At 59.6% G+C, this 22,035-nt stretch carries 23 protein-coding genes and 1 pseudogene; 16 read left to right on the top strand and 8 right to left on the bottom strand.

Annotated elements, in window-relative coordinates; all coding sequences use genetic code 11:
* Window positions 1–10 precede the first annotated feature (10 nt).
* Complete coding sequence (gene argB / locus ACZ89R_RS17310) at window positions 11–916, top strand: acetylglutamate kinase (protein ID WP_007894690.1); 906 nt, start codon at window positions 11–13, stop codon at window positions 914–916.
* 202 nt (window positions 917–1,118) lie between these two features.
* Here the strand turns inward: argB and pyrE are convergent, their stop codons facing one another.
* A complete protein-coding gene (pyrE, locus tag ACZ89R_RS17315; RefSeq protein ID WP_007894680.1) occupies window positions 1,119–1,763 on the bottom strand; it encodes an orotate phosphoribosyltransferase in 645 nt (214 codons plus the stop codon).
* An 82-nt stretch (window positions 1,764–1,845) separates the two neighbouring features.
* Between pyrE and ACZ89R_RS17320 the strand changes: the two genes are divergently transcribed.
* Window positions 1,846–2,625, top strand: a complete 780-nt coding sequence (locus ACZ89R_RS17320; RefSeq protein ID WP_007934608.1) for an exodeoxyribonuclease III — start codon at window positions 1,846–1,848, stop codon at window positions 2,623–2,625.
* A 169-nt stretch (window positions 2,626–2,794) separates the two neighbouring features.
* On the opposite strand, the pseudogene ACZ89R_RS17325 reads toward ACZ89R_RS17320, so the two are convergent.
* Window positions 2,795–3,164: pseudogene (locus ACZ89R_RS17325) on the bottom strand (DUF4870 domain-containing protein).
* A gap of 29 nt (window positions 3,165–3,193) precedes the next feature.
* On the bottom strand, window positions 3,194–3,916 hold the full coding sequence (rph, locus tag ACZ89R_RS17330; protein WP_008007612.1) for a ribonuclease PH: 723 nt from the start codon (window positions 3,914–3,916) through the stop codon (window positions 3,194–3,196).
* Between the two features lie 269 nt (window positions 3,917–4,185).
* On the opposite strand from rph, the gene ACZ89R_RS17335 reads away from it, so the two are divergent.
* The 7 genes from ACZ89R_RS17335 to ACZ89R_RS17365 all read left to right on the top strand — a co-directional run bounded on the left by ACZ89R_RS17335 (window position 4,186) and on the right by ACZ89R_RS17365 (window position 10,293).
* Window positions 4,186–5,049 carry a YicC/YloC family endoribonuclease gene (locus ACZ89R_RS17335; protein WP_123499449.1) on the top strand — a complete coding sequence of 288 codons (864 nt, stop codon included), beginning with the start codon at window positions 4,186–4,188 and terminating at the stop codon, window positions 5,047–5,049.
* Window positions 5,050–5,061: 12 nt separating this feature from the next.
* Complete coding sequence (gmk, locus tag ACZ89R_RS17340) at window positions 5,062–5,682, top strand: guanylate kinase (RefSeq protein ID WP_429545127.1); 621 nt, start codon at window positions 5,062–5,064, stop codon at window positions 5,680–5,682.
* A 167-nt stretch (window positions 5,683–5,849) separates the two neighbouring features.
* Window positions 5,850–6,113 carry a DNA-directed RNA polymerase subunit omega gene (rpoZ, locus tag ACZ89R_RS17345; RefSeq protein ID WP_007894670.1) on the top strand — a complete coding sequence of 88 codons (264 nt, stop codon included), beginning with the start codon at window positions 5,850–5,852 and terminating at the stop codon, window positions 6,111–6,113.
* A 57-nt stretch (window positions 6,114–6,170) separates the two neighbouring features.
* The gene (gene spoT / locus ACZ89R_RS17350) at window positions 6,171–8,276 is read left to right on the top strand and encodes a bifunctional GTP diphosphokinase/guanosine-3',5'-bis pyrophosphate 3'-pyrophosphohydrolase (protein ID WP_123499445.1); all 2,106 of its coding nucleotides are present in this window, start codon (window positions 6,171–6,173) and stop codon (window positions 8,274–8,276) included.
* Between the two features lie 24 nt (window positions 8,277–8,300).
* Window positions 8,301–8,681, top strand: a complete 381-nt coding sequence (locus tag ACZ89R_RS17355) for a RidA family protein (protein WP_095633622.1) — start codon at window positions 8,301–8,303, stop codon at window positions 8,679–8,681.
* A 56-nt stretch (window positions 8,682–8,737) separates the two neighbouring features.
* Complete coding sequence (locus ACZ89R_RS17360; protein WP_123499443.1) at window positions 8,738–9,478, top strand: hypothetical protein; 741 nt, start codon at window positions 8,738–8,740, stop codon at window positions 9,476–9,478.
* Between the two features lie 80 nt (window positions 9,479–9,558).
* Window positions 9,559–10,293, top strand: coding sequence for a hypothetical protein (locus ACZ89R_RS17365; RefSeq protein ID WP_429545126.1), 735 nt, complete (start codon window positions 9,559–9,561; stop codon window positions 10,291–10,293).
* Between the two features lie 51 nt (window positions 10,294–10,344).
* Here ACZ89R_RS17365 and ACZ89R_RS17370 read toward each other — a convergent pair whose 3' ends face one another.
* Window positions 10,345–11,202 carry an SDR family oxidoreductase gene (locus ACZ89R_RS17370; protein WP_429545125.1) on the bottom strand — a complete coding sequence of 286 codons (858 nt, stop codon included), beginning with the start codon at window positions 11,200–11,202 and terminating at the stop codon, window positions 10,345–10,347.
* 190 nt (window positions 11,203–11,392) lie between these two features.
* On the opposite strand from ACZ89R_RS17370, the gene exbB reads away from it, so the two are divergent.
* From exbB to ACZ89R_RS17400, 6 genes are all read left to right on the top strand, one after another.
* On the top strand, window positions 11,393–12,349 hold the full coding sequence (exbB, locus tag ACZ89R_RS17375) for a tonB-system energizer ExbB (RefSeq protein ID WP_008073416.1): 957 nt from the start codon (window positions 11,393–11,395) through the stop codon (window positions 12,347–12,349).
* Between the two features lie 6 nt (window positions 12,350–12,355).
* The gene (gene exbD, locus ACZ89R_RS17380; RefSeq protein WP_007894651.1) at window positions 12,356–12,784 is read left to right on the top strand and encodes a TonB system transport protein ExbD; all 429 of its coding nucleotides are present in this window, start codon (window positions 12,356–12,358) and stop codon (window positions 12,782–12,784) included.
* Window positions 12,781–13,527, top strand: a complete 747-nt coding sequence (locus ACZ89R_RS17385; protein WP_007894649.1) for an energy transducer TonB family protein — start codon at window positions 12,781–12,783, stop codon at window positions 13,525–13,527. Before exbD ends, ACZ89R_RS17385 begins: the two co-directional genes overlap by 4 nt.
* A gap of 267 nt (window positions 13,528–13,794) precedes the next feature.
* A complete protein-coding gene (locus ACZ89R_RS17390) occupies window positions 13,795–14,724 on the top strand; it encodes a hydrogen peroxide-inducible genes activator (RefSeq protein WP_008007618.1) in 930 nt (309 codons plus the stop codon).
* A 9-nt stretch (window positions 14,725–14,733) separates the two neighbouring features.
* Window positions 14,734–16,809 (top strand): ATP-dependent DNA helicase RecG, encoded by a 2,076-nt coding sequence (gene recG, locus ACZ89R_RS17395; protein WP_429545124.1) that lies wholly within the window; start codon window positions 14,734–14,736, stop codon window positions 16,807–16,809.
* Window positions 16,810–16,887: 78 nt separating this feature from the next.
* Complete coding sequence (locus ACZ89R_RS17400) at window positions 16,888–18,288, top strand: aminoacyl-tRNA deacylase and HDOD domain-containing protein (RefSeq protein ID WP_429545123.1); 1,401 nt, start codon at window positions 16,888–16,890, stop codon at window positions 18,286–18,288.
* Window positions 18,289–18,452: 164 nt separating this feature from the next.
* On the opposite strand, the gene ACZ89R_RS17405 is transcribed toward ACZ89R_RS17400, so the two are convergent.
* Window positions 18,453–18,836 (bottom strand): hypothetical protein, encoded by a 384-nt coding sequence (locus ACZ89R_RS17405; protein ID WP_008073421.1) that lies wholly within the window; start codon window positions 18,834–18,836, stop codon window positions 18,453–18,455.
* Between the two features lie 508 nt (window positions 18,837–19,344).
* Between ACZ89R_RS17405 and ACZ89R_RS17410 the strand changes: the two genes are divergently transcribed.
* Window positions 19,345–19,644 carry a DUF6124 family protein gene (locus ACZ89R_RS17410; protein ID WP_429545122.1) on the top strand — a complete coding sequence of 100 codons (300 nt, stop codon included), beginning with the start codon at window positions 19,345–19,347 and terminating at the stop codon, window positions 19,642–19,644.
* A gap of 56 nt (window positions 19,645–19,700) precedes the next feature.
* Here the strand turns inward: ACZ89R_RS17410 and ACZ89R_RS17415 are convergent, their stop codons facing one another.
* Genes ACZ89R_RS17415 through ACZ89R_RS17425 form a run of 3 tightly spaced genes read right to left on the bottom strand, consistent with a single transcriptional unit; the run spans window position 19,701 to window position 21,840 of the window.
* On the bottom strand, window positions 19,701–20,123 hold the full coding sequence (locus ACZ89R_RS17415; RefSeq protein ID WP_429545121.1) for a hypothetical protein: 423 nt from the start codon (window positions 20,121–20,123) through the stop codon (window positions 19,701–19,703).
* Window positions 20,124–20,128: 5 nt separating this feature from the next.
* On the bottom strand, window positions 20,129–20,734 hold the full coding sequence (locus ACZ89R_RS17420) for a lysozyme inhibitor LprI family protein (RefSeq protein ID WP_429545120.1): 606 nt from the start codon (window positions 20,732–20,734) through the stop codon (window positions 20,129–20,131).
* Complete coding sequence (locus tag ACZ89R_RS17425) at window positions 20,731–21,840, bottom strand: tetratricopeptide repeat protein (RefSeq protein ID WP_429545119.1); 1,110 nt, start codon at window positions 21,838–21,840, stop codon at window positions 20,731–20,733. Before ACZ89R_RS17425 ends, ACZ89R_RS17420 begins: the two co-directional genes overlap by 4 nt.
* Between the last annotated feature and the right edge of the window lie 195 nt (window positions 21,841–22,035).

A 22,035-nucleotide genomic window follows, 5' to 3' on the forward strand; every position in this document is an offset into this window, starting at 1 on the left:
GGAGCCCTGAATGACCCTCGAACGCGAAGCCGCCGCCAACACCGCCAAGGTCCTGTCCGAAGCGCTGCCTTACATTCGCCGCTATGTCGGCAAGACGCTGGTGATCAAATACGGCGGCAACGCGATGGAAAGCGAGGAGCTGAAAACCGGCTTCGCCCGCGACATCGTGCTGATGAAAGCCGTGGGCATCAATCCAGTGGTGGTTCACGGTGGCGGCCCGCAAATCGGCGACCTGCTCAAGCGTCTGTCGATCGAGAGCCACTTCATCGATGGCATGCGCGTGACTGACGCGCAAACCATGGATGTGGTGGAAATGGTCCTCGGCGGCCAGGTCAACAAGGACATCGTCAACCTGATCAACCGTCATGGCGGCAGCGCCATCGGCCTGACCGGTAAAGACGCCGAGCTGATTCGCGCGAAAAAGCTCACCGTCACCCGTCAGACGCCGGAAATGACCCAGCCGGAAATCATCGACATCGGCCACGTCGGCGAAGTGGTCGGGATCAACACCGACCTGTTGAACCTGCTGGTCAAAGGCGACTTCATCCCGGTGATCGCGCCAATTGGCGTCGGCGCCAACGGCGAGTCGTACAACATCAACGCTGATCTGGTGGCCGGTAAAGTGGCCGAGGCACTGAAAGCCGAGAAGCTGATGCTGCTGACCAACATCGCCGGCCTGATGGACAAGTCGGGCACGGTTCTGACCGGCCTGACGACTCAACAGGTCGACGACCTGATCGCCGACGGCACTATCTATGGCGGCATGCTGCCGAAGATTCGTTGCGCGCTGGAAGCGGTACAAGGCGGCGTGGGCAGCTCGTTGATCATCGATGGTCGAGTGCCGAATGCGATTCTGCTGGAAATCTTCACCGACACGGGTGTGGGTACGCTGATCAGTAATCGCAAGCGTCACTAAGCCACACAAACAAAAAGACCCCGCTCAGCCTGGCTGAGCGGGGTCTTTTTTTGCCTGCAATCCCTGTGACAATCCACCTTTTGTGGCGAGGGAGCTTGCTCCCGCTTGAGTGCGTAGCACTCACAAAATCCTTGGGTCTGCTACGCAGCCCAGCGGGAGCAAGCTCCCTCGCCACACAAGCCCGCACCCACAAGGGATGCGGTTAGACGCCGAATTGTGCGCGGTAGGCTTCAACCGCCGGCAGGTGTTGCTTGAGCTGCGGGTCATCCGCCAGGAACTCGAGCACCTGATTCAGCGAAACAATGCTGATCACCGGAATGCCGAAGTCACGCTCCACTTCCTGGATGGCCGACAATTCGCCGTTGCCACGTTCCTGACGGTTCAGGGCGATCAGCACGCCGGCAGCCTTGGCGCCATCCTGGGAAGCGATGATCTGCATTACTTCACGGATGGCAGTGCCTGCGGTGATCACGTCGTCGATGATCAGCACGTCGCCGGTCAATGGCGCGCCGACCAGGCTGCCGCCTTCACCGTGGGCCTTGGCTTCCTTGCGGTTGAAGCACCATGGCAGATCACGGCCATGATGTTCGGCCAGCGCCACGGCGGTGGTCGCCGCCAACGGGATGCCTTTGTAGGCCGGGCCAAACAGCACGTCGAACGAAATACCGCTCTCGACGATGGCTGCCGCATAGAAACGACCCAGCTGCGCCAGGGCAGAACCCGAGTTGAACAGGCCGGCATTGAAGAAGTAAGGACTGGTGCGCCCGGACTTCAGGGTGAACTCACCGAAGCGCAAAACGCCACGATCAATGGCAAAACGAATGAAGTCGCGCTGATACGCTTGCATGAAAAAAACCCCAAATACCACGGATTTAGCTAATTAGGTAGACGCCGTGTATCATACCCGCACGCGATTTTTGGGGCCACTTATGCGGATCATCAGTGTGAACGTCAATGGTATTCAGGCTGCAGTCGAGCGTGGTTTGCTCAGTTGGCTGCAAGCACAGAATGCCGACGTCATCTGCCTGCAGGACACCCGCGCCTCCGCCTTTGAACTGGACGATCCAGCCTTCCAACTGGATGGCTACTTCCTTTATGCCTGCGAAGCTGAAGTTCCCGCCCAAGGTGGCGTGGCTTTGTACTCGCGGTTGCAACCGAAGGCAGTCATCAGCGGTCTCGGCTTCGAGACAGCCGACCGCTACGGGCGTTACCTGCAAGCCGATTTCGACAAGGTCAGCATCGCGACCTTGCTGCTCCCTTCGGGGCAGAACGGCGATGAAGATTTGAACCAGAAGTTCAAGCTAATGGACGACTTCGCCCGTTATCTGGATAAACAGCGGCGCAAACGTCGCGAGTACATTTATTGTGGCTCGCTGTACGTGGCGCAACAGAAGCTGGATATCAAGAACTGGCGCGACAGCCAGCAATCCCCGGGCTTCCTGGCACCTGAGCGTGCCTGGATGGACGAGATTGTCGGCAACATGGGTTATGTCGATGCCCTGCGCGAAGTCAGCCGTGAAGGCGACCAGTACAGCTGGTGGCCGGACAACGAACAGGCCGAGATGCTCAACCTGGGCTGGCGTTTCGACTACCAGCTGCTGACCCCTGGCCTGCGCCGCTTCGTACGCAGCGCACGCCTGCCACGTCAGCCACGGTTCTCTCAGCACGCACCGCTGATCGTGGACTACGACTGGACGCTGACGATCTAAGCGTCTTTTCGCAAATGCAAAAAAGCCGACTTCATTGTCGGCTTTTTTGTGCACGCCTCAATCCTGTAGGAGCGAGGCTTGCCCGCGAAGAGGTCATCACATTCAACATGGATGCTGGCTGTTAAATCGCTTTCGCGGGAAAGCCTCGCTCCTACAGGGGATGCGGCGTTTACTTGATCAGCCGCCAGGTGAACGGATACCGGTAAGGGAACCCTTCATTGGCTTTAACGCCAGCAATGATCGTCAGCACCAGCGCACCAATCGCGACCAGACCAAACAGGAAAAACCCGATGATCACCACCATCAGCAGGAAGCAGATGGCGGAAGCAATGGCGACGGTGATCTGAAAGTTCAGCGCCTCCTTGCCTTGCGCGTCGATGAACGGGTCGGACTCGCGCTTCATCTGCCAGAGAATCAGCGGCCCGATCAGCGTGCCAAATGGCAGCCAGATCCCCAGCAAAGGCGGACAGGTGACAAAACATCGCCCACTGACGAACCTCTCGGCTCGGTGTGGGTAGCGGCAGTTGCTCGTCACTCATGGCGTCCTCCTTGCGTGGAGCAGGTCCGATCAGTCGGCCAGTGCGGCCTTCTGCAGTTCGAAAATCTCGATCATGCCTTTCTTCGCCAGTGCCAGCATCGCGTTCAGCTCTTCCGGCTGGAACGGCGCGCCTTCGGCAGTGCCCTGTACTTCGATGAAGCCGCCAGTGCTGGTCATCACCACGTTGAGGTCAGTCTCGGCAGCCGAATCTTCCAGGTAGTCGAGGTCAAGCACAGGCTCGCCCTGGTACATACCCACCGAAACGGCAGCGATCATTTGCTTGAGCGGGTCGCCACCTTTGAGGCCGCCACGCTTCTTGATCACTTTCAAGGCATCGATCAGTGCAACCATCGCACCGGTGATGGACGCGGTGCGGGTGCCGCCATCGGCCTGGATCACGTCGCAGTCGACGTACAGGGTGACGTCGCCCAGCTTGGTCATGTCCAGCGCAGCGCGCAGGGAACGGCCGATCAAACGCTGGATTTCCAGCGTACGGCCGCCTTGCTTGCCGCGGCTCGCTTCACGCTGGTTACGCTCGCCGGTGGCGCGCGGCAGCATGCCGTATTCGGCGGTCAACCAACCCTGACCCTGACCTTTGAGGAAACGCGGCACGCCGTTCTCGACGCTGACGGTGCAGATGACTTTGGTATCACCGAACTCGACCAGTACAGATCCCTCGGCGTGTTTGGTGTAGTTGCGGGTAATGCGGATCGAGCGGAGCTGATCGGCAGCGCGACCACTTGGACGTTTCATAGGGATTACCTGTACGGAGGACGGAAAACTGCCGAGCATTATAGAGCCGCGGGCCGCGAGTGGGCACTTCTAAAAAAATCGCCCGACGATTGAAGCCCCTGAATAGAGCTTAGCCGACGGCCTGCAGCTCTTTGTCACAGCGTGTGTTTGGGCGCATCCGCCCCACTGCGCTACAATCCTGCGCCTTTGCTGCCTGTCGGCTTTAATTCACAGATAGCGGGTCCGCGCAACCATGGGTTACGCGCCGACCTGCATTGCGAGGTACCTCCATGGTGCACAGCATGACCGCCTTCGCCCGCGTAGAGAAAGCCGGTGTCCAGGGCACCCTGAGCTGGGAATTGCGCTCGGTCAACAGCCGCTACCTGGAACCCCACCTGCGTCTGCCGGAATCTTTCCGCGACCTCGAAGGCGCGGTCCGCGAAGCCCTGCGCCAGGAACTGTCCCGGGGCAAGCTCGAATGCACCCTGCGCTTTACCGAAGAAAGCACCGGCAAACCGCTGCAAGTGGACCGCGAGCGCGCCGCGCAACTGGTCGCTGCCGCCGAGACGGTCGCCAGCCTGATCAAGAACCCCGCCGCACTGAACCCGCTGGAAGTCCTGGCCTGGCCCGGCGTATTGGTGGCCGACGCCGCCGACCCGCAAGCGCTGAATGCCGAAGCCTTGGCGCTGTTCCATCAGGGCCTGAAAGAACTCAAGGCCGGTCGCGAGCGCGAAGGCACTGAGCTGGCGCGATTGATCGACGAGCGCCTGACCTCTATTGAAGGGGATGTGGTGATCCTGCGTGAGCTGGTCCCGCAGATGCTGGCCACCCAACGCCAGAAAGTTCTCGACCGCTTTACCGACATGAAGGCCGACCTCGACCCGCAGCGACTGGAACAGGAAATGGTCATGCTCGCGCAAAAGAGCGACGTCGCCGAAGAACTGGATCGCCTGAGCACTCACATCATTGAAGTTCGCCGGGTGCTCAAGTCCGGCGGCGCTGCCGGTCGGCGCCTGGACTTCCTGATGCAGGAACTCAACCGCGAAGCCAACACACTGGGCTCCAAAGCCTTCGACCCGCGCAGCACCCAAGCGGCGGTCAACCTCAAAGTGTTGATCGAGCAGATGCGCGAACAAGTGCAGAATATTGAGTAAGGCAAACCCGACATGACCCACAGCACCGGCACCCTGTACATCATTTCCGCCCCTTCGGGCGCGGGCAAGAGCAGTCTGGTCAAGGCTCTGACCGACGCCGACCAGGAGATCCGTGTCTCGGTCTCCCACACCACCCGCGCCATGCGCCCCGGTGAAGTGAACGGCGTGAACTATCACTTCGTCGAACGCAGCGAGTTCGTGAAGATGATCGAGCACGGGGATTTCCTCGAGCGCGCCGAAGTGTTCGGCAATCTCTATGGCACCTCGCAAAGCCACCTGCAGCAAACCCTGGACGAAGGCCACGACCTGATTCTGGAAATCGACTGGCAGGGTGCCGAACAGGTGCGCAAGTTGATGCCCCAGGCCCGCTCGATCTTCATTCTGCCGCCATCCCTGGAAGCCTTGCGTCAGCGCCTGAACAATCGCGGCCAGGACAGCAACGAGGTCATCGAAGGCCGGATGCGTGAAGCCGTCAGCGAGATGAGCCACTACGTCGACTACGACTACCTGATTATCAACGACGATTTCGCCCACGCACTGGACGATCTGAAGGCGATTTTCCGCGCCAATCAGCTGCATCAGAAGCGTCAGCAGCAGCGTCATGGCAAATTATTGGCTGAATTGCTCGGCTAAACAGCTCTTCCCAAAACCGCTGCAAGGGCTTTACATTGGCACTTATAGCGCGTTGAAGAGTCTGGTCAAAAAATCAGCGCTTCCCTAATCGCTGGTGATTTTTTAAACTGTTGAGTCCGCTCGCCCACCCGGGCAGCGCGCATATTGCATTCGCTCCGAGGAATACCATGGCCCGCGTAACCGTTGAAGACTGCCTGAACCACGTGGAAAACCGTTTTGAGCTGGTCATGCTGTCCACCAAGCGTGCCCGTCAACTGGCCACCGGCGGCAAAGAGCCCCTGGTCCAGTGGGAAAACGACAAGCCTACTGTTGTAGCGTTGCGTGAAATCGCTGAAGGCCTGATGAGCTACGAGTTCATCGCCAACGCAGAAATCGTCGAAGACGAACCGCTGTTCGCAGCGTTCGAGGACGAGTCCAACGAGGCAGTATAAGTCCATGCCTGGTCGACGTAGCACGGCGCGGGGTCACAACGAACGGCAGGAATTATCATGCCGAGCATAGACGCCCTCGCCGATCGCTTATCGACCTACCTCGGCAAGGACCAGGTCAACCTGGTCCGCCGAGCGTACTTCTACGCCGAACAAGCCCACGATGGCCAACGCCGCCGCAGCGGTGAGGCGTACGTCACGCACCCACTCGCGGTTGCGAATATTCTTGCCGACATGCATATGGACCATCAGAGCCTGATGGCGGCCATGCTGCATGACGTGATCGAAGACACCGGTATTGCCAAGGAAGCGCTGCAAGCGCAGTTCGGCGAAACCGTGGCCGAACTGGTCGACGGGGTCAGTAAACTGACCCAGATGAACTTCGAAACCAAAGCCGAAGCCCAGGCCGAAAATTTCCAGAAAATGGCCATGGCCATGGCGCGCGATATTCGCGTGATCCTGGTCAAGCTGGCCGACCGCCTGCACAACATGCGGACCCTGGAAGTATTGTCCGGCGAAAAGCGCCGGCGGATCGCCAAGGAAACCCTGGAAATCTATGCGCCCATCGCCAACCGGCTGGGTATGCACGCCATCCGCATAGAATTCGAAGACCTCGGCTTCAAGGCCATGCACCCGATGCGTTCCGCACGGATCAACCAGGCGGTCAAACGCGCCCGGGGCAACCGCAAGGAAATCGTCAACAAGATCGAAGAATCTCTCAGCCACTGCCTGGCCATCGACGGCATTCAGGGCGAGGTCAGCGGTCGTCAGAAACACCTCTACGGCATCTACAAGAAAATGCGCGGCAAGCGTCGGGCCTTCAACGAGATCATGGACGTCTACGCGTTCCGGATCATCGTCGACAAGGTCGATACCTGCTACCGCGTGCTAGGCGCCGTACACAATTTGTACAAACCGTTGCCGGGGCGCTTCAAGGATTACATCGCGATCCCCAAGGCCAACGGCTACCAGTCGCTGCACACCACGCTGTTCGGCATGCACGGTGTACCGATCGAGATTCAGATCCGCACCCGTGAAATGGAAGAGATGGCCAACAACGGCATCGCCGCCCATTGGCTGTACAAATCCAGCGGCGACGAACAGCCCAAAAGCACTCACGCCCGCGCCCGTCAGTGGGTCAAAGGCGTGCTGGAAATGCAGCAACGGGCCGGCAACTCGCTGGAATTCATCGAGAGCGTGAAGATCGACCTGTTCCCGGACGAGGTCTACGTGTTCACGCCCAAAGGCCGGATCATGGAGCTGCCCAAAGGCTCCACGGCGGTCGACTTCGCTTACGCGGTGCACACCGACGTGGGCAACAGCTGCATTGCCTGTCGGATCAATCGTCGTCTCGCACCACTGTCCGAACCGCTGCAAAGCGGCTCCACGGTCGAGATCGTCAGCGCCCCCGGCGCGCGGCCGAACCCTGCATGGCTCAACTTCGTGGTCACCGGCAAGGCGCGGACTCATATCCGCCATGCGCTGAAACTGCAACGCCGTTCCGAGTCCATCAGCCTCGGCGAACGCCTGCTGAACAAGGTGCTCAACGGCTTCGACAGCTCCCTGGAAAAAGTCCCGGCCGAGCGCGTGCAGTTGATGCTCCACGAATACCGCCTCGAACTGATCGAAGACCTGCTCGAAGACATTGGCCTGGGCAATCGCATGGCTTACGTGGTCGCCCGTCGCCTGCTCGGCGAAGGCGAGCAATTGCCAAGCCCGGAAGGTCCGCTGGCGATTCGTGGCACCGAAGGTCTGGTGCTCAGTTATGCCAAGTGCTGCACGCCGATCCCGGGAGACCCGATTGTCGGTCACCTGTCCGCCGGTAAAGGCATGGTGGTGCACCTGGACAACTGCCGCAACATCAGCGAAATCCGCCACAACCCGGAAAAATGCATCCAGCTCTCGTGGGCCAAGGATGTCACCGGCGAATTCAATGTCGAGCTGCGCGTCGAACTGGAACACCAGCGCGGCCTGATCGCCCTGCTGGCCAGCAGCGTCAACGCGGCCGACGGCAATATCGAAAAAATCAGCATGGACGAACGCGACGGTCGTATCAGCGTGGTCCAACTGGTGGTCAGTGTGCACGACCGCGTGCACCTGGCCCGCGTGATCAAGAAACTGCGCGCCCTGACCGGGGTGATTCGCATCACCCGCATGCGCGCGTAGCCCACCCTTCACAAGGAGTCATACATGACCAAGACCGTTATCAACAGCGACAAGGCCCCGGCCGCCATCGGTACTTATTCCCAGGCGATCAAGGCTGGCAACACCGTTTACATGTCGGGTCAGATTCCTCTGGACCCAAAAACCATGGAACTGGTTGAAGGCTTCGAAGCCCAGACCGTCCAGGTGTTCGAGAACCTCAAAGCCGTGGCTGAAGCGGCCGGTGGTTCGTTCAAGGACATCGTCAAACTGAACATCTTCCTCACCGACCTGAGCCACTTCGCCAAGGTCAACGAGATCATGGGCAAGTACTTCGAGCAACCTTACCCAGCCCGCGCCGCCATCGGCGTAGCAGCCCTGCCAAAGGGTTCGCAGGTTGAAATGGATGCCATTCTGGTCATCGAGTAAACGTGCGGCGCAGCCCGCTAAAGGCTGCGCCGATCTTGTTTTGAAAGGATTCCACCATGCGCCAAGCGCTAGCTCTCTCGCTGGTCGCCCTTCTCTTGGGCGGTTGTGCCAGCGATCCTGCCGATCGTGATATCAGCGGCACCTGGATCAATCAGTCGGCGATCGATGCTGCATCCAAGGGCGGCCCCCTGCGGGAAGCGCTCCAGGCCTATGGCCCGAACCTGGAATGGGACGTCAACACCCGAGCCGGTCAGGCCCGCTACACCAATGGTTTTGAAAACGTCGAAGGCAAGCTGCTGGGCGAAGAGTCCGGCGCGTGGAAAGTCGACTTTTATGGCAGCTCCGCCAGCGAGCTGAAGCGTGATGGCAAGCAACTGAGCCAGGCCGCCAACGACAACGAGCCGGAGCAAGTCTTCGACCGTGCATCGGTCCCGGTACCCGAAGGCGCACCGATTGGCGCGAGTTTCGAGCGAGCGCTGTATTCGGCTTATATGGGCGGCAGCTGGAAAATCGTCAGCGGCCCCGGCGAAGGCAACACCGTGCAATTCCAGGCCGATGGCCAGGTCGCCGGCCTGCCCGGTGCTGATCGTTATGCCCTGTGCCTGGCGGGCGATTGCGCGTCGATGAGCGGCGGCAACGACAACATCTGGCTGCAGGTGAACGGCCAAGGCAATACCTGGATCTTTGCGCGCAAGGGCAAGGAACTGGAGATTTTCCAGACGGTGAATACCGCACTGGCGGACGAGATGCCTTCGTTTACGCCGGGTGATCGTAAGTGGTTGCTGGAAAAACAGTGATACAGAATACAGGAGCCTACGGGCTCCTTTTTCTTTAGCCTGCACCGTCGAATTCTTTGCCTCCTGCTCAAGGATTGATCATGCGCCAACTACTTATCCTAAGCCTGTTGCTGCTGGGCGGCTGCACCTCTATGCCCGCAGAAACGGATATCAGCGGTATCTGGATCAATCAGGCGGCCATCGATGCAGCGGCCCAAGGCCAGTCTTTACATGAATCCTTAAACACTCATGGCCGGAATCTGGAATGGGACATCAACACCCACACCGGCAAGGCGCAAGTGAGCAGCGGTTTTGAGAGGGGCGAAGGCCAACTGCTGCAAACGTCACCCAATGCCTGGACCGTCGACTACAACGGCTACGGCACTGACGAGCTGCGCCTGGATGGCAAGCAACTGACTCAACTGGCCAAGGAGTACGTCCCCCAGCAGGTGTTCAGTCGCCCCAGCAAGACCGCCAAAACGAAAACAGGGTGGGTTGATACCTTCCGGAGCGCCTTGAACGCTGCCTATATGGGCGGGCAGTGGAAAATCATCGACAGTCACGGAGCAGGCCAGCGGGTCGAGTTTACGGAAGATGGCCATGTTTCAGGGTTACCGGGAACCGATCGATACGAGTTATGCCTGGACGGTGATTGCGCCAGCCAAGGCGCAGGCAATGACACCTTGTATCTGGGCATGGACGACCTGAGTGACACATGGATTTTCGTTCGCAAAGGCAAGCGACTGGAGATTTTCCAGGCAATCAATCAATCCCGGCCAGACGAAATCCCCCACTTCACCCCCGGCCCACGCCAGTGGCTGCTGGTAAAACAATGACCCAAAAACAAAGGCGCCCGCAGGCGCCTGTTGTTTAGAGGCGCGCTCAGTTCAACGCCCCTGAGCAAGTATCGCGGCATAACCTTCGCGGTAACTGGGGTACATCGGTGTCCAGCCCAAGGCTTTGGCCCGCGCATTGCTGCAGCGCTTGCTGCCAGTGCGCCGCACGCTCGCGTCGTCATCCCATTCGGTCACGCCTAAATACTCTCGTAGCCAGCCCACCACTTCTGCCAGTGGTGCTGGCGCATCGTCGACGCCGATATAGCAATCATCCAGCGCCATCCCGCGTCGATCCGCCTCAAGCAGAAACGCCAGCAATCCCGCCGCATCATCGACATGAATGCGGTTGGCGTACAACGGTGGATCGATCGCCACGCGATAGCCGCGGCGGACTTGGGTCAGCAGCCTCTCTCGACCCGGACCATAAATACCGGTCAGGCGCACGAGACTGGCCGGGATGCCGCTATCGAGCGCCACCTGCTCAGCTTCGAGCATCAAACGACCCGAGTAACCGCCCGCCACCGTCGGCGATGTTTCATCGACCCACTCGCCATCCTGCTGGCCGTAAACGCTGCTGCTGGAAACGAACAGCAGTCGATTGGGTACTTGCCCATAGTCGTTCAGCCATTCCAGCACGTGCTGCAAACCCTGCACATAAGCGGCGCGGTAACCCGCCTCATCGTGATCGGTGGCAGCCGCGCAATACACCAGGTAATCCACCGCACCGACTGGCCAAGTCGCCGGGCAGTCTTTACTGAACAAGTCGCCGGCAACGCCAATCACGCCCTGTGGCAGGCGTGAGACATCACGCCGCAAGCCGTGAACCTCCCACCCACAAGCCAGCAATTGCGTAGCCAGACGACTGCCGACATCACCGCAGCCGGCGATCAAAACAGAAGGCGCGGACATCAGAAAACTCCTATCGGAAAGCTACAGACTAGCGTCGGCAAAGGACACGCGGCTAGCAATGAAGGAAAAAAAGATACTCTATTACTTTTGTTAACAAGAATTACTTGCAATAATGCCTGCCACTTTTGTTCTCGGCCTCACGAGGCCTGGAAGAACATTTACCGTTTTTTTCCTTTCAGGTCCGGCCAGCATGACACCCAATCAATTCCCCGCTTCGCCAACCAAACGACCTCGCGCCTGGAGCGCGGTGGCCGCCCTGCTGCTCAGCCTGATGCTGGCGCCGACCGCCGCCTTCGCCGATGCACAAGCGCCGGCCACCCAGCCTGCTGCCGCTCAAACACCCGCCGCGCCTGCCGTGACACCTGCCGCGACCGATCCGGTCCAGGCCATAGACGCCGCTGACGTGCCGGAAGTCCTCGAAGCCGACAATACGCTGGGCATGGCCCATGACTTGTCGCCGTGGGGCATGTACCAGAACGCCGACATCATCGTGAAGATCGTGATGATCGGCCTGGCCATCGCCTCGATCATCACCTGGACCATCTGGATCGCCAAGGGCTTCGAGCTGATGGGCGCCAAGCGTCGTCTGCGCACTGAAATCGTCCACCTGAAGAAAGCCGCCACCCTTAAAGAAGCCAGCGCAACGGCAGCCAAGGAAGGCACCCTCGCCAACCTGCTGGTTCACGACGCGCTGGAAGAAATGCGCCTGTCGGCCAACAGCCGCGAGAAGGAAGGCATCAAGGAGCGCGTGAGCTTCCGCCTGGAGCGCCTTGTCGCTGCCTGCGGTCGCAACATGAGCAGCGGCACCGGCGTACTCGCCACCATCGGTTCCACCGCGCCGTTCGTCGGCCTGTTCGGTACCGTGTGGGGCATCATGAACAGCTTCATCGGCATCGCCAAAACCCAGACCACCAACCTCGCCGTCGTGGCTCCCGGCATCGCCGAAGCCTTGCTGGCAACCGCGCTGGGCCTGGTTGCAGCGATTCCTGCAGTGGTCATCTACAACGTCTTCGCCCGCTCCATCGCCGGTTACAAGGCACAAGTGTCCGACGCCTCGGCAGAAGTCCTGCTGCTGGTCAGCCGTGATCTCGACCACCTGCCGACCGAGCAGCGCAGCTCGCAACCGCACATGGTGAAAGTGGGGTAATCGGCCATGGGCCTGCATTTGAAAGAAGGCGCAGACGACGATCTGGCCGAGAACCACGAAATCAACGTCACGCCGTTCATCGACGTGATGCTGGTGTTGTTGATCATCTTCATGGTGGCGGCGCCGCTGGCCACCGTGGACATCAAGGTCGACCTGCCCGCCTCTACCGCCAAACCGGCGCCGCGGCCAGAGAAACCGGTGTTCCTCAGCGTAAAAGCTGACCAGCGCCTGTTCCTCGGCGAAGACGAAGTGAAGGCCGAGACCCTCGGTGCCACACTCGACGCCAAGACCCAGGGCAAGAAAGACACGACGATCTTCTTCCAGGCCGATAAAGGCGTGGACTACGGCGACCTGATGAGCGTGATGGACGCCCTGCGCGCCGCCGGCTACCTGAAGGTCGGCCTGGTCGGACTCGAGACGGCAGCCAAGAAATGATCAACACGCGCCAAAAGCTGACGCGTTACAGCGGGAGCCTGGCCGTGGTGCTGGGCGTTCATGCGCTGGCCATTGCGCTGGCGCTGAACTGGACGTCGCGCCCGCCGATCGAGCTGCCGCCGCAAGCGATGATGGTCGAGCTGGCGCCGGTTCCGGCCCCGCCACCGCCCGCACCGCCGAAAGTGATCACGCCGCCACAGCCACCGGCCCCGGTGGAAGAACTGCCGATACCGAAATTGGCTGAAGCGCCGAAGGCCGAGATCGCCGTACCGAAACCGGTCAAGCCCAAGCCCAAGCCTCAACCGCCCAAGCCTGTGGAGAAAAAGCCGGAACCGCCGAAGGAGAAACCTTCCGAGGAAAAACCGAGCGACGCGCAACCGACCCAGGCACCGACGGAGAAATCCGCTCAGCCGGCACCCGGCCCATCGCCCGCGCAGCAAGCGGCCAAGGCCAGCTGGCAAGGCACCCTGCTCGCGCACTTGGCCAAGTACAAAAAGTACCCGGCCAGTGCACAGCAGCGGGGCAAGGAAGGCTTGAACCGTCTGCGCTTCGTGGTGGATGCCGAAGGGAACGTGTTGTCGTTCGAACTGGTGGGCCGCTCCGGCAACGCCGATCTGGACCGGGCCACCCTGGAAATGATCCGCCGCGCACAGCCGCTGCCCAAACCACCGGCCGATATGCTGAACAACGGCTCCATCGAAATCGTTGCACCGTTTGTTTACTCGCTGGAACGCCGTCGTTAAGACATTGCCGAACCAATGTGGGAGCGAGCCTGCTCGCGATGAGGCCATAGCATTCAACATCCTCATTGACTGTTAAACCGCCATCGCGAGCAGGCTCGCTCCCACAGGGTTATGTAACAACCTATAGAAGGCACCGAAAGGTGCCTTTTGCATATCTGGCAACGGCAAACCTGCATTGCCCAGTGTCACTCAACCCACTCAGTCTGATAACGTGCGTCTATCGATTGCAGCCGGTATGCTTGGCCCGCAACTTCATGGACGCTTGCTATGACTCTGACAGAATTACGCTACATCGTTACCCTCGCCCAAGAGCAGCACTTCGGCCACGCGGCCGAGCGTTGCCACGTCAGCCAACCGACCCTGTCGGTGGGCGTGAAAAAGCTTGAAGACGAACTCGGTGTGCTGATTTTCGAGCGCAGCAAGAGCGCCGTGCGCCTGACTCCGGTCGGCGAAGGCATTGTCGCCCAGGCGCAGAAAGTCCTGGAACAGGCCCAAGGCATCCGCGAACTGGCCCAGGCCGGCAAGAACCAGTTGACCGCCCCGCTGAAAGTCGGCGCGATCTACACCGTCGGCCCGTACCTGTTTCCGCACTTGATTCCACAACTGCACCGGGTCGCCCCGCAGATGCCGTTGTACATCGAAGAAAACTTCACCCACGTGCTGCGCGACAAACTGCGCAACGGTGAGCTCGACGCGATCATCATCGCCCTGCCGTTCAACGAAGCCGACGTGCTGACCTTGCAGCTCTACGACGAGCCGTTCTACGTCCTGATGCCGGCCCAGCACCCGTGGACCCAAAAAGAATCCATCGACGCCGCTCTGCTCAACGACAAGAGCCTGCTGCTGCTCGGCGAAGGCCACTGCTTCCGTGATCAAGTGCTGGAAGCCTGCCCGACCCTGGCCAAAGGCAACGACGGCGCCAAGCACACCACGGTGGAATCCAGCTCGCTGGAAACCATTCGCCACATGGTCGCCTCCGGCCTGGGCATTTCGATCCTGCCGCTGTCGGCAGTCGACAGCCATCACTACGCCCCAGGCGTGATCGAAGTGCGTCCACTGAGCGCGCCGGTGCCGTTTCGCACCGTGGCCATCGCTTGGCGCGCGAGCTTTCCGCGGCCGAAGGCGATTGAAATCCTCGCCGACTCCATTCGCCTGTGCTCGGTGGCCAAGCCGCCAGCGCCGGTGGTGGCCGGTTAAGTCGCTGCCATGACCGAGTTGTCGCAAGTGTCGGTGACGGCACTCAAGGGTGTCGGCGAAGCCATGGCCGAGAAACTGGCCAAGGTCGGCCTGGAGAATCTCCAGGACGTGCTGTTCCACCTGCCGCTGCGTTATCAGGACCGCACCCGCGTGGTCCCGATCGGCCATTTGCGACCGGGTCAGGATGCGGTGATCGAAGGCACCGTCAGCGGCGCCGACGTGGTCATGGGCCGGCGCCGTAGCCTGGTTGTCCGTCTGCAAGATGGCACCGGCGGGCTCAGCCTGCGCTTCTACCATTTCAGCAACGCCCAGAAAGAAGGCCTCAAACGCGGCACGCGCATTCGCTGCTACGGCGAAGCGCGGCCCGGTGCGTCGGGGCTGGAGATCTACCACCCGGAATACCGCGCCATCACCGGCGACGAGCCGCCGCCAGTGGATGAAACCCTGACCCCGGTTTACCCGCTCACCGAAGGCCTGACTCAACAGCGCTTGCGCCAGTTGTGCATGCAAACCCTGACCCTGCTTGGCCCCAGCAGCCTGCCCGACTGGCTACCTAAAGAACTGGCCCGGGACTATCAACTGGCGCCGCTGGCCGATGCGATCCGCTACCTGCATCACCCGCCCGCCGATGCCGATGTCGATGAGCTCGCCCTCGGTCATCACTGGGCCCAACACCGTTTGGCCTTCGAAGAACTGCTGACCCATCAACTATCCCAGCAGCGCCTTCGCGAAAGCATGCGTGCCCTGCGCGCGCCATCGATGCCAAAAGCCACCAAGCTGCCACAACAGTATTTGGCCAACCTCGGCTTCACCCCAACGGGCGCCCAACAACGGGTCGGCAACGAAATCGCTTACGACCTCAGTCAGCACGAGCCGATGTTGCGGCTGATCCAGGGCGACGTCGGCGCCGGCAAAACCGTGGTCGCTGCCCTCGCCGCACTGCAAGCGCTAGAGGCCGGTTATCAGGTCGCATTGATGGCGCCCACAGAGATTCTCGCCGAGCAGCATTTCATCACCTTCAAGCGCTGGCTCGAACCGCTGGGCATCGAAGTCGCGTGGCTGGCCGGCAAGCTCAAGGGCAAAAACCGCGTCGCCGCACTGGAGCAAATCGCCAACGGTACGCCAATGGTGGTCGGCACCCACGCGCTGTTTCAGGAAGAGGTGCAGTTCAAAAACCTGGCGCTGGCGATCATCGACGAACAGCACCGCTTCGGCGTGCAGCAGCGCCTGGCATTGCGACAGAAAGGCGTCGGCGGGCGGATGTGTCCACACCAGCTGATCATGACCGCCACGCCGATCCCCCGGACGCTGGCCATGAGCGCCTACGCCGACCTCGACACCTCGATCCTCGACGAGCTGCCACCCGGCCGTACGCCCGTAAACACGGTGCTGGTCACCGACACCCGTCGCGTCGAAGTGATCGAACGGGTGCGCGGCGCTTGTGCCGAAGGGCGACAGGCTTATTGGGTGTGCACGCTGATCGAAGAGTCTGAAGAGCTGACCTGCCAGGCCGCCGAAACCACTTTTGAAGACCTCACCGCCGCCCTCGGCGAGTTGAAAGTCGGTTTGATCCACGGCCGCATGAAGCCCGCCGAGAAAGCTGCGGTGATGGCCGAGTTCAAGGCCGGCAACCTGCAACTGCTGGTCGCCACCACCGTGATCGAAGTCGGCGTCGACGTGCCCAACGCCAGCCTGATGATCATCGAAAACCCCGAACGCCTCGGCCTCGCGCAGCTGCACCAACTGCGTGGCCGTGTCGGTCGGGGCAGCGCCGTCAGCCATTGCGTGCTGCTCTACCATCCGCCGCTGTCGCAGATCGGCCGTCAGCGCCTGGGCATCATGCGCGAAACCAACGACGGTTTTGTCATCGCCGAAAAAGACCTCGAACTGCGTGGCCCCGGCGAAATGCTCGGCACACGGCAGACCGGCCTGCTGCAATTCAAGGTCGCGGACCTGATGCGCGACGCCGACTTGCTGCCCGCCGTGCGCGACGCCGCCCAGGCTTTGCTCGAGCGCTGGCCGGATCACGTCAGCCCGCTGCTCGACCGCTGGCTACGCCATGGGCAGCAATACGGCCAAGTGTGAGCACTGTCGCAGTTTCTGGACCCTGGCGTTAATCAAGCTGGTTATACTCCTGCAATTGTTTGCAAACGGATACAGACCATGACAGAAGCTGCCCTCGCCCCCGAAACCCCGCACGCTCCGTCTGTTATTCGGCTGCTGCTCGGCAAGCTGGGCATCGCCTACAAAGAAGTCCTCGACCATCACGGCCTGAACGCCGCGCGTAAAGTGCAGGCGGTCTTGCTCGACGATGCGGTCGGCGCGCTCATGGTGCTGTTCCCCCAGAGCCAATTGCTGGACCTCAACCGCCTCGCCGAACTCACCGGCCGCCGGTTGACTGCTGTATCCACCGAACGCCTGGTAAAAATGCTCGGCAAACACAGCCTGAGCCTGCTGCCCGGCCTGCCGGCGCTCACCAGTTCGCCGTGCCTGTATGAAGAAAGCCTGCTGCGCGAACCGACGTTGCTGATCAACTCGGGCGAGCCGGGCGTGCTGCTGGAAATCTCCAGCGACGATTTCAAAGCCATGCTCACCAAGGCCAGCGCCGGCAATTTCGGCGAAGCCGTGAACCGCATCCGTCCAAACCTCGATCGCCCCGACGATGACCGCGAGGAAATCACCCAGGCCGTGCAAGCGTTCACCGCACGGCGCATCCAGCAGCGCCTGGAAGAAACCATCGAGATTCCGCCGCTGGCCGAAACCGCGCAGAAAATCATCAAACTGCGGGTCGACCCCAATGCCACCATCGACGACATCACCGGCGTGGTCGAAACCGACCCGGCCCTGGCCGCACAAGTCGTCAGTTGGGCAGCGTCGCCGTACTACGCCTCGCCGGGCAAGATTCGTTCAGTGGAAGACGCCATCGTGCGGGTATTGGGTTTCGACCTGGTGATCAACCTGGCGCTGGGCCTGGCCCTGGGCAAAACCCTGAGCCTGCCCAAAGACCACCCGCAACACACCACGCCGTACTGGCAGCAATCGATCTACACCGCCGCCGTCATCGAAGGCCTGACCCGCGCCATGCCCCGCGCCCAGCGCCCGGAAGCAGGCCTGACCTACCTCGCCGGCCTGCTGCACAACTTCGGTTACCTGCTGCTGGCCCACGTGTTTCCGCCGCACTTCTCGCTGATCTGCCGCCACCTGGAAGTCAACCCGCACCTGTGCCACAGCTACGTGGAACAACACCTGCTGGGCATCAGCCGTGAACAAATCGGCTCATGGCTGATGCGCTTCTGGGACATGCCCGACGAACTGGCCACCGCCCTGCGCTTCCAGCACGACCCAAGCTACGACGGCGACTACGCCGAATACCCGAACCTCGTCTGCCTGGCCGTGCGCCTGCTGCGCAGCCGCGGCATCGGCTCCGGCCCGGACGAAGACATCCCCGATGCATTGCTGGAGCGTGTTGGCTTGACTCGCGACAAAGCCAACGACGTCGTCAGCAAAGTGCTTGAGGCAGAAGTCCTGTTGCGCGAACTGGCTTCGCAATTCAGCCAAGCCTAAAAACATCGCGGGCAAGCCACGCTCCCACAGAGATCACCTAAATCCTGTGGGAGCGAGCCTGCTCGCGATGAGTCCACCTCGGTCTACCTGACCCCACTGATCGCTCCCACGCTCTGCGTGGGAATGCATCCCGTGACGCTCCGCGTCACCGCATCACGCGAAACTCAAGCCTTAGCCTTCGCCTTCCGCGGCTTCAAATACTTGGTCAACCCCTGAAACCAGATCACCAGCGCCGGGTTGCCCTTGATCTGAATCGACTTGTCCTGAATCCCCGTCATAAACGCCAGCTGCTTGTTCTTCGCCTGCATCGTGGCAAAGCCATACGCCGCGTCTTTAAAGGCAATCGCAAACGCCGGCTCGGCATACACACCCGACTTACTGGTAATGCGCTGATCCTTCACAAAGAAATGCCGCGCCACTTTCCCGTCCAGGGTCTGTAGCTGAAACACCAATGCCTTGTCACCCAACTGCTGCTGAAACGCAGGATTAGTCCGACTGGCCTTACCCATCAACAAACCCAGCATCCACAGAAGAAAACGAAATTTCATGCGCACAGCCTCAAGAGAAAAGTGAACGGCTGGCGCAGTGTAGCGGCTTCAAGCGAGAACGCCACCGTCGGGTTGCGTTAGAAGAAGATGAACCGCTTTTCCAGCATGATGACCACCAAGTCACGCTTTCCCCGCTTCCACCTTGATCGTTCCTACGCTCCCGCGTAGGAACGCATCCCATGACGCTCCGCGTCACACCCAACACCCGCCCTACACCTGAAGAAACACATTCCTGTAGGAGCTGCCGAAGGCTGCGATCTTTTGATCTTGATGCCCTCAAACTTATCGGACATTTCCTTCAAAACGCCGGGCTGTCCATGAACTAGGCAGCTTGGTCCCTCATCGATAACCTCTGTTCGTCACCGCAAAATCGGTGACTCGGACGTGCAAGTCCGGTTCAGGTGCATAATCGTTGATAGCAATTCATCGAGCGTTTTCCTATGCTCGCTGATCGTTATGGCGGCTGTGCGTCGGAGACCTTCGGGTCTGCCGGGCACCTGGACCGGTCTTGCACACCAACGCACAGCTGCCACCTCTTCGAAGTGCAAAGCGAAACGGTGTCAGCCTCTTAATTCCAGGAAGCTACATCTATGATCAAGCCGACACCGAAGCTCTCCTGGCCAACGCCTCCGAAGACCTGAAGTCCATCAGCGCCATCGCCGCCAACCTGGCCGACGACGTGGACGGTGCAAGGCGCTCCTTAGCCTTGGCGCTCAGCAGATTGGCGGATGGGGTCCGGTTGTTGGTGGAGCGAGCGCTGGATCACATTGATTCGCCGAATCCGGCGGAGCATCGGGCGAAGACGTAGCGAAATCGCGGAAAGAGAAAGGGGACGTTAAGTCCCCTTTCTTGATGACCCCTGGCTCACCACTGGCAGCCTGTCTCGGGTGGCGAGTCCATACTGATATCTTGCTCAAACGAATACTTCTTCCCGGATTTGTAATTCGTATAGGTCATCCCATAGATCCGAGCCCCCTGACTGACCATCTCATACTCACCCGTCAGGGCACCCTCGGAAACTTCCACCCAAGTTGTCGTGAATTCATAGGGCCGATCCTCTGCCAGGATTTCTTGCTCGGTGCTTCGATGGACTAGAGAAATGGCCTTCTTCGACTTGCTATACCTAACCCCCGCGCCGCTCCATTTGGAGACGGAGTCGTAATAGGTTCTGAATTCGAAATTGATGCTTTTACCCTCTTGCGAGCGGAAGCAATAAACCTCCGTTGTGACCTCACTGTGAGCCGCCAGAGGAAAGAGAAACAGCAGCGCAACAAACAACACTTGCATTGATTTCAATTCGATCGGTTCAGAGGCAGCTGAAAGCGCATTCGCACAGCGCAAGAAGCGAAGTCTTCCCGGAACACACGTTCGCTCATTTCACAGTGCCCATCAGAGTATTGCCTCCAAAGCGGATCGTCGAAATCAGCCCCTCCCAATCGCTCCATAGAGGCCACCAACCCTTTTTCCCGATTCTCCCCAGCCATGACGGATGCAGCTTTGTAAAAACCATCAATTGGCACGCCAGTCTGTAGAGAAACCAACTCACCCAACCGGGCATTGGTTGTTTGCACCAGACACCCAAGCCTTTCGATGGGCGCCTCTGCGCCGGGCACAGCGGATTGATAGATATCCTCGCAATAAGCCTCTTTGAAGCGCACCCACTTCTTCTGCACATCGGTCAGTTGTTTCTTGTCGGCTGGCGCCAAACTGGCCAGCGCTTTCTTGTAGTACTCATTCAACAAGGCATCGACTTTCTCGAAAGTCTGCTGACCGCAAATGATCAAATCGCGATTGGTAAAGCTGTCGGGGTTGCAGACTTCCTGGGCGTGCGCAGGAACTGACAAAGCAGCCAATGAAGCAACTGCGACCAGCTCAAAGAGTGTTTTGAGTTTGATCATGATTCGGGTACTCCAGCGCTACGTTCAGCCACCCGCGAAGGAATCTTCGAAGCTTTTCCCGCACCAGACATTCTCGATGCATATTGCTTGTATGCCGCCACCGCTCGCTCTTTATCGTTCACAGCCCAATAGCTATCAGCGAGATTCAGGTAAGCAACCGTCCGCTCTGGATTGTTCGCAATCACCGCATTCAGCAGCTCAATGGACTCAGCGTGGTAACCCGCCTCGCCCAGTAGAAAGCCGAGATCGTTGGACCAGCCAGGGCGCTGCGGATAGTAGTACTTTCCGACGATATAGCTTTCCGGAGAGCAAGTGTCATGCGCGCCACCACCCATCAATGCATAACCCATCACATCCTTGAAGGAACTGTTATCACCCTTTCGGAAGGCTGCCAACGCCATATCCAGCAGGTCAGCCGAATCGACGGTCATCAGTTTTTTATAACCGCCCTGAGGAGCACCAACGAGTGCTGCCTGCAATTTTTGAAGGGCTTCGAACCCATCAAAAGAAGCAAGAGTGACTGAGCTGAATGTCTCTGCGGGCAGCTCCGCTACGCTGACAAGCGATCGATCACAGGAGTCGTTGTTGGTCACCAGCAGCACATCTTTCAGCTCAAACTGCTTTGAGTTTCTATTGAACGCGAACAACAGATTGAAGTTGTAAACCGCGTTAGCTTCCTCGTTGGTCACCAGCGCAATGTAGTCCCCTGCCTCAACGAACCGCTGCTTAACCAGAACCTCTTCATCCTGTGCATTAACAACCGTCATGGCACCAGACTGACCTTTGAGAACCCGGACACTAAAACCATCCAGAAGATCAGACGAGTACTGACTCTTGATCAGAGGCAGTGCCTTGGACGTATCGAGCAATATCTCCTCATTGCGCGCTTGCACCGGCGCGATCAGCAATCGGTGGAAAGCCTCATCCGCATCCCCCGTCAGCACAAACACGTTTTGGCGCGACGCGTCACCCAGCAAGCTTGCCGGGATTTCCTTTAGGACTTGTGGCGCAGCAAGCGCGGGAGAGCCCGGCACGTTGACGTAGCAAGCTAATGCGCAGAGAAAGCTCTGCAAAACGCGTTTCACTTTTTTCAATCCTTGATTCATTCAGACTCAGCACTTCGGAAACCGGGTTATGCATTGCTTCGGCACATTTATTTCCCAGCAAGTACTGATCAACGCGCTTGCTCTCAACCCGGAGATTGACGAAACCATCGCCGCAATCGGGACACAGCTCCTCGAAAGTGCCTGTATTGGGTTGGCAAACGAAAACCCTACAGTAATCGTAAGTACCCTGCCCCA

This window comes from Pseudomonas sp. TE3728, assembly GCF_056279145.1.

What these genes read in the sequence shown, in the direction of transcription:
- argB (WP_007894690.1), top strand. Translation starts at nt 11, where the DNA reads ATGACCCTCGAACGCGAAGCCGCCGCCAACACCGCCAAGGTCCTGTCC.
- pyrE (WP_007894680.1), bottom strand. Translation starts at nt 1,763, where the DNA reads ATGCAAGCGTATCAGCGCGACTTCATTCGTTTTGCCATTGATCGTGGC.
- ACZ89R_RS17320 (WP_007934608.1), top strand. Translation starts at nt 1,846, where the DNA reads ATGCGGATCATCAGTGTGAACGTCAATGGTATTCAGGCTGCAGTCGAG.
- rph (WP_008007612.1), bottom strand. Translation starts at nt 3,916, where the DNA reads ATGAAACGTCCAAGTGGTCGCGCTGCCGATCAGCTCCGCTCGATCCGC.
- ACZ89R_RS17335 (WP_123499449.1), top strand. Translation starts at nt 4,186, where the DNA reads ATGGTGCACAGCATGACCGCCTTCGCCCGCGTAGAGAAAGCCGGTGTC.
- gmk (WP_429545127.1), top strand. Translation starts at nt 5,062, where the DNA reads ATGACCCACAGCACCGGCACCCTGTACATCATTTCCGCCCCTTCGGGC.
- rpoZ (WP_007894670.1), top strand. Translation starts at nt 5,850, where the DNA reads ATGGCCCGCGTAACCGTTGAAGACTGCCTGAACCACGTGGAAAACCGT.
- spoT (WP_123499445.1), top strand. Translation starts at nt 6,171, where the DNA reads ATGCCGAGCATAGACGCCCTCGCCGATCGCTTATCGACCTACCTCGGC.
- ACZ89R_RS17355 (WP_095633622.1), top strand. Translation starts at nt 8,301, where the DNA reads ATGACCAAGACCGTTATCAACAGCGACAAGGCCCCGGCCGCCATCGGT.
- ACZ89R_RS17360 (WP_123499443.1), top strand. Translation starts at nt 8,738, where the DNA reads ATGCGCCAAGCGCTAGCTCTCTCGCTGGTCGCCCTTCTCTTGGGCGGT.
- ACZ89R_RS17365 (WP_429545126.1), top strand. Translation starts at nt 9,559, where the DNA reads ATGCGCCAACTACTTATCCTAAGCCTGTTGCTGCTGGGCGGCTGCACC.
- ACZ89R_RS17370 (WP_429545125.1), bottom strand. Translation starts at nt 11,202, where the DNA reads ATGTCCGCGCCTTCTGTTTTGATCGCCGGCTGCGGTGATGTCGGCAGT.
- exbB (WP_008073416.1), top strand. Translation starts at nt 11,393, where the DNA reads ATGACACCCAATCAATTCCCCGCTTCGCCAACCAAACGACCTCGCGCC.
- exbD (WP_007894651.1), top strand. Translation starts at nt 12,356, where the DNA reads ATGGGCCTGCATTTGAAAGAAGGCGCAGACGACGATCTGGCCGAGAAC.
- ACZ89R_RS17385 (WP_007894649.1), top strand. Translation starts at nt 12,781, where the DNA reads ATGATCAACACGCGCCAAAAGCTGACGCGTTACAGCGGGAGCCTGGCC.
- ACZ89R_RS17390 (WP_008007618.1), top strand. Translation starts at nt 13,795, where the DNA reads ATGACTCTGACAGAATTACGCTACATCGTTACCCTCGCCCAAGAGCAG.
- recG (WP_429545124.1), top strand. Translation starts at nt 14,734, where the DNA reads ATGACCGAGTTGTCGCAAGTGTCGGTGACGGCACTCAAGGGTGTCGGC.
- ACZ89R_RS17400 (WP_429545123.1), top strand. Translation starts at nt 16,888, where the DNA reads ATGACAGAAGCTGCCCTCGCCCCCGAAACCCCGCACGCTCCGTCTGTT.
- ACZ89R_RS17405 (WP_008073421.1), bottom strand. Translation starts at nt 18,836, where the DNA reads ATGAAATTTCGTTTTCTTCTGTGGATGCTGGGTTTGTTGATGGGTAAG.
- ACZ89R_RS17415 (WP_429545121.1), bottom strand. Translation starts at nt 20,123, where the DNA reads ATGCAAGTGTTGTTTGTTGCGCTGCTGTTTCTCTTTCCTCTGGCGGCT.
- ACZ89R_RS17420 (WP_429545120.1), bottom strand. Translation starts at nt 20,734, where the DNA reads ATGATCAAACTCAAAACACTCTTTGAGCTGGTCGCAGTTGCTTCATTG.
- ACZ89R_RS17425 (WP_429545119.1), bottom strand. Translation starts at nt 21,840, where the DNA reads ATGAATCAAGGATTGAAAAAAGTGAAACGCGTTTTGCAGAGCTTTCTC.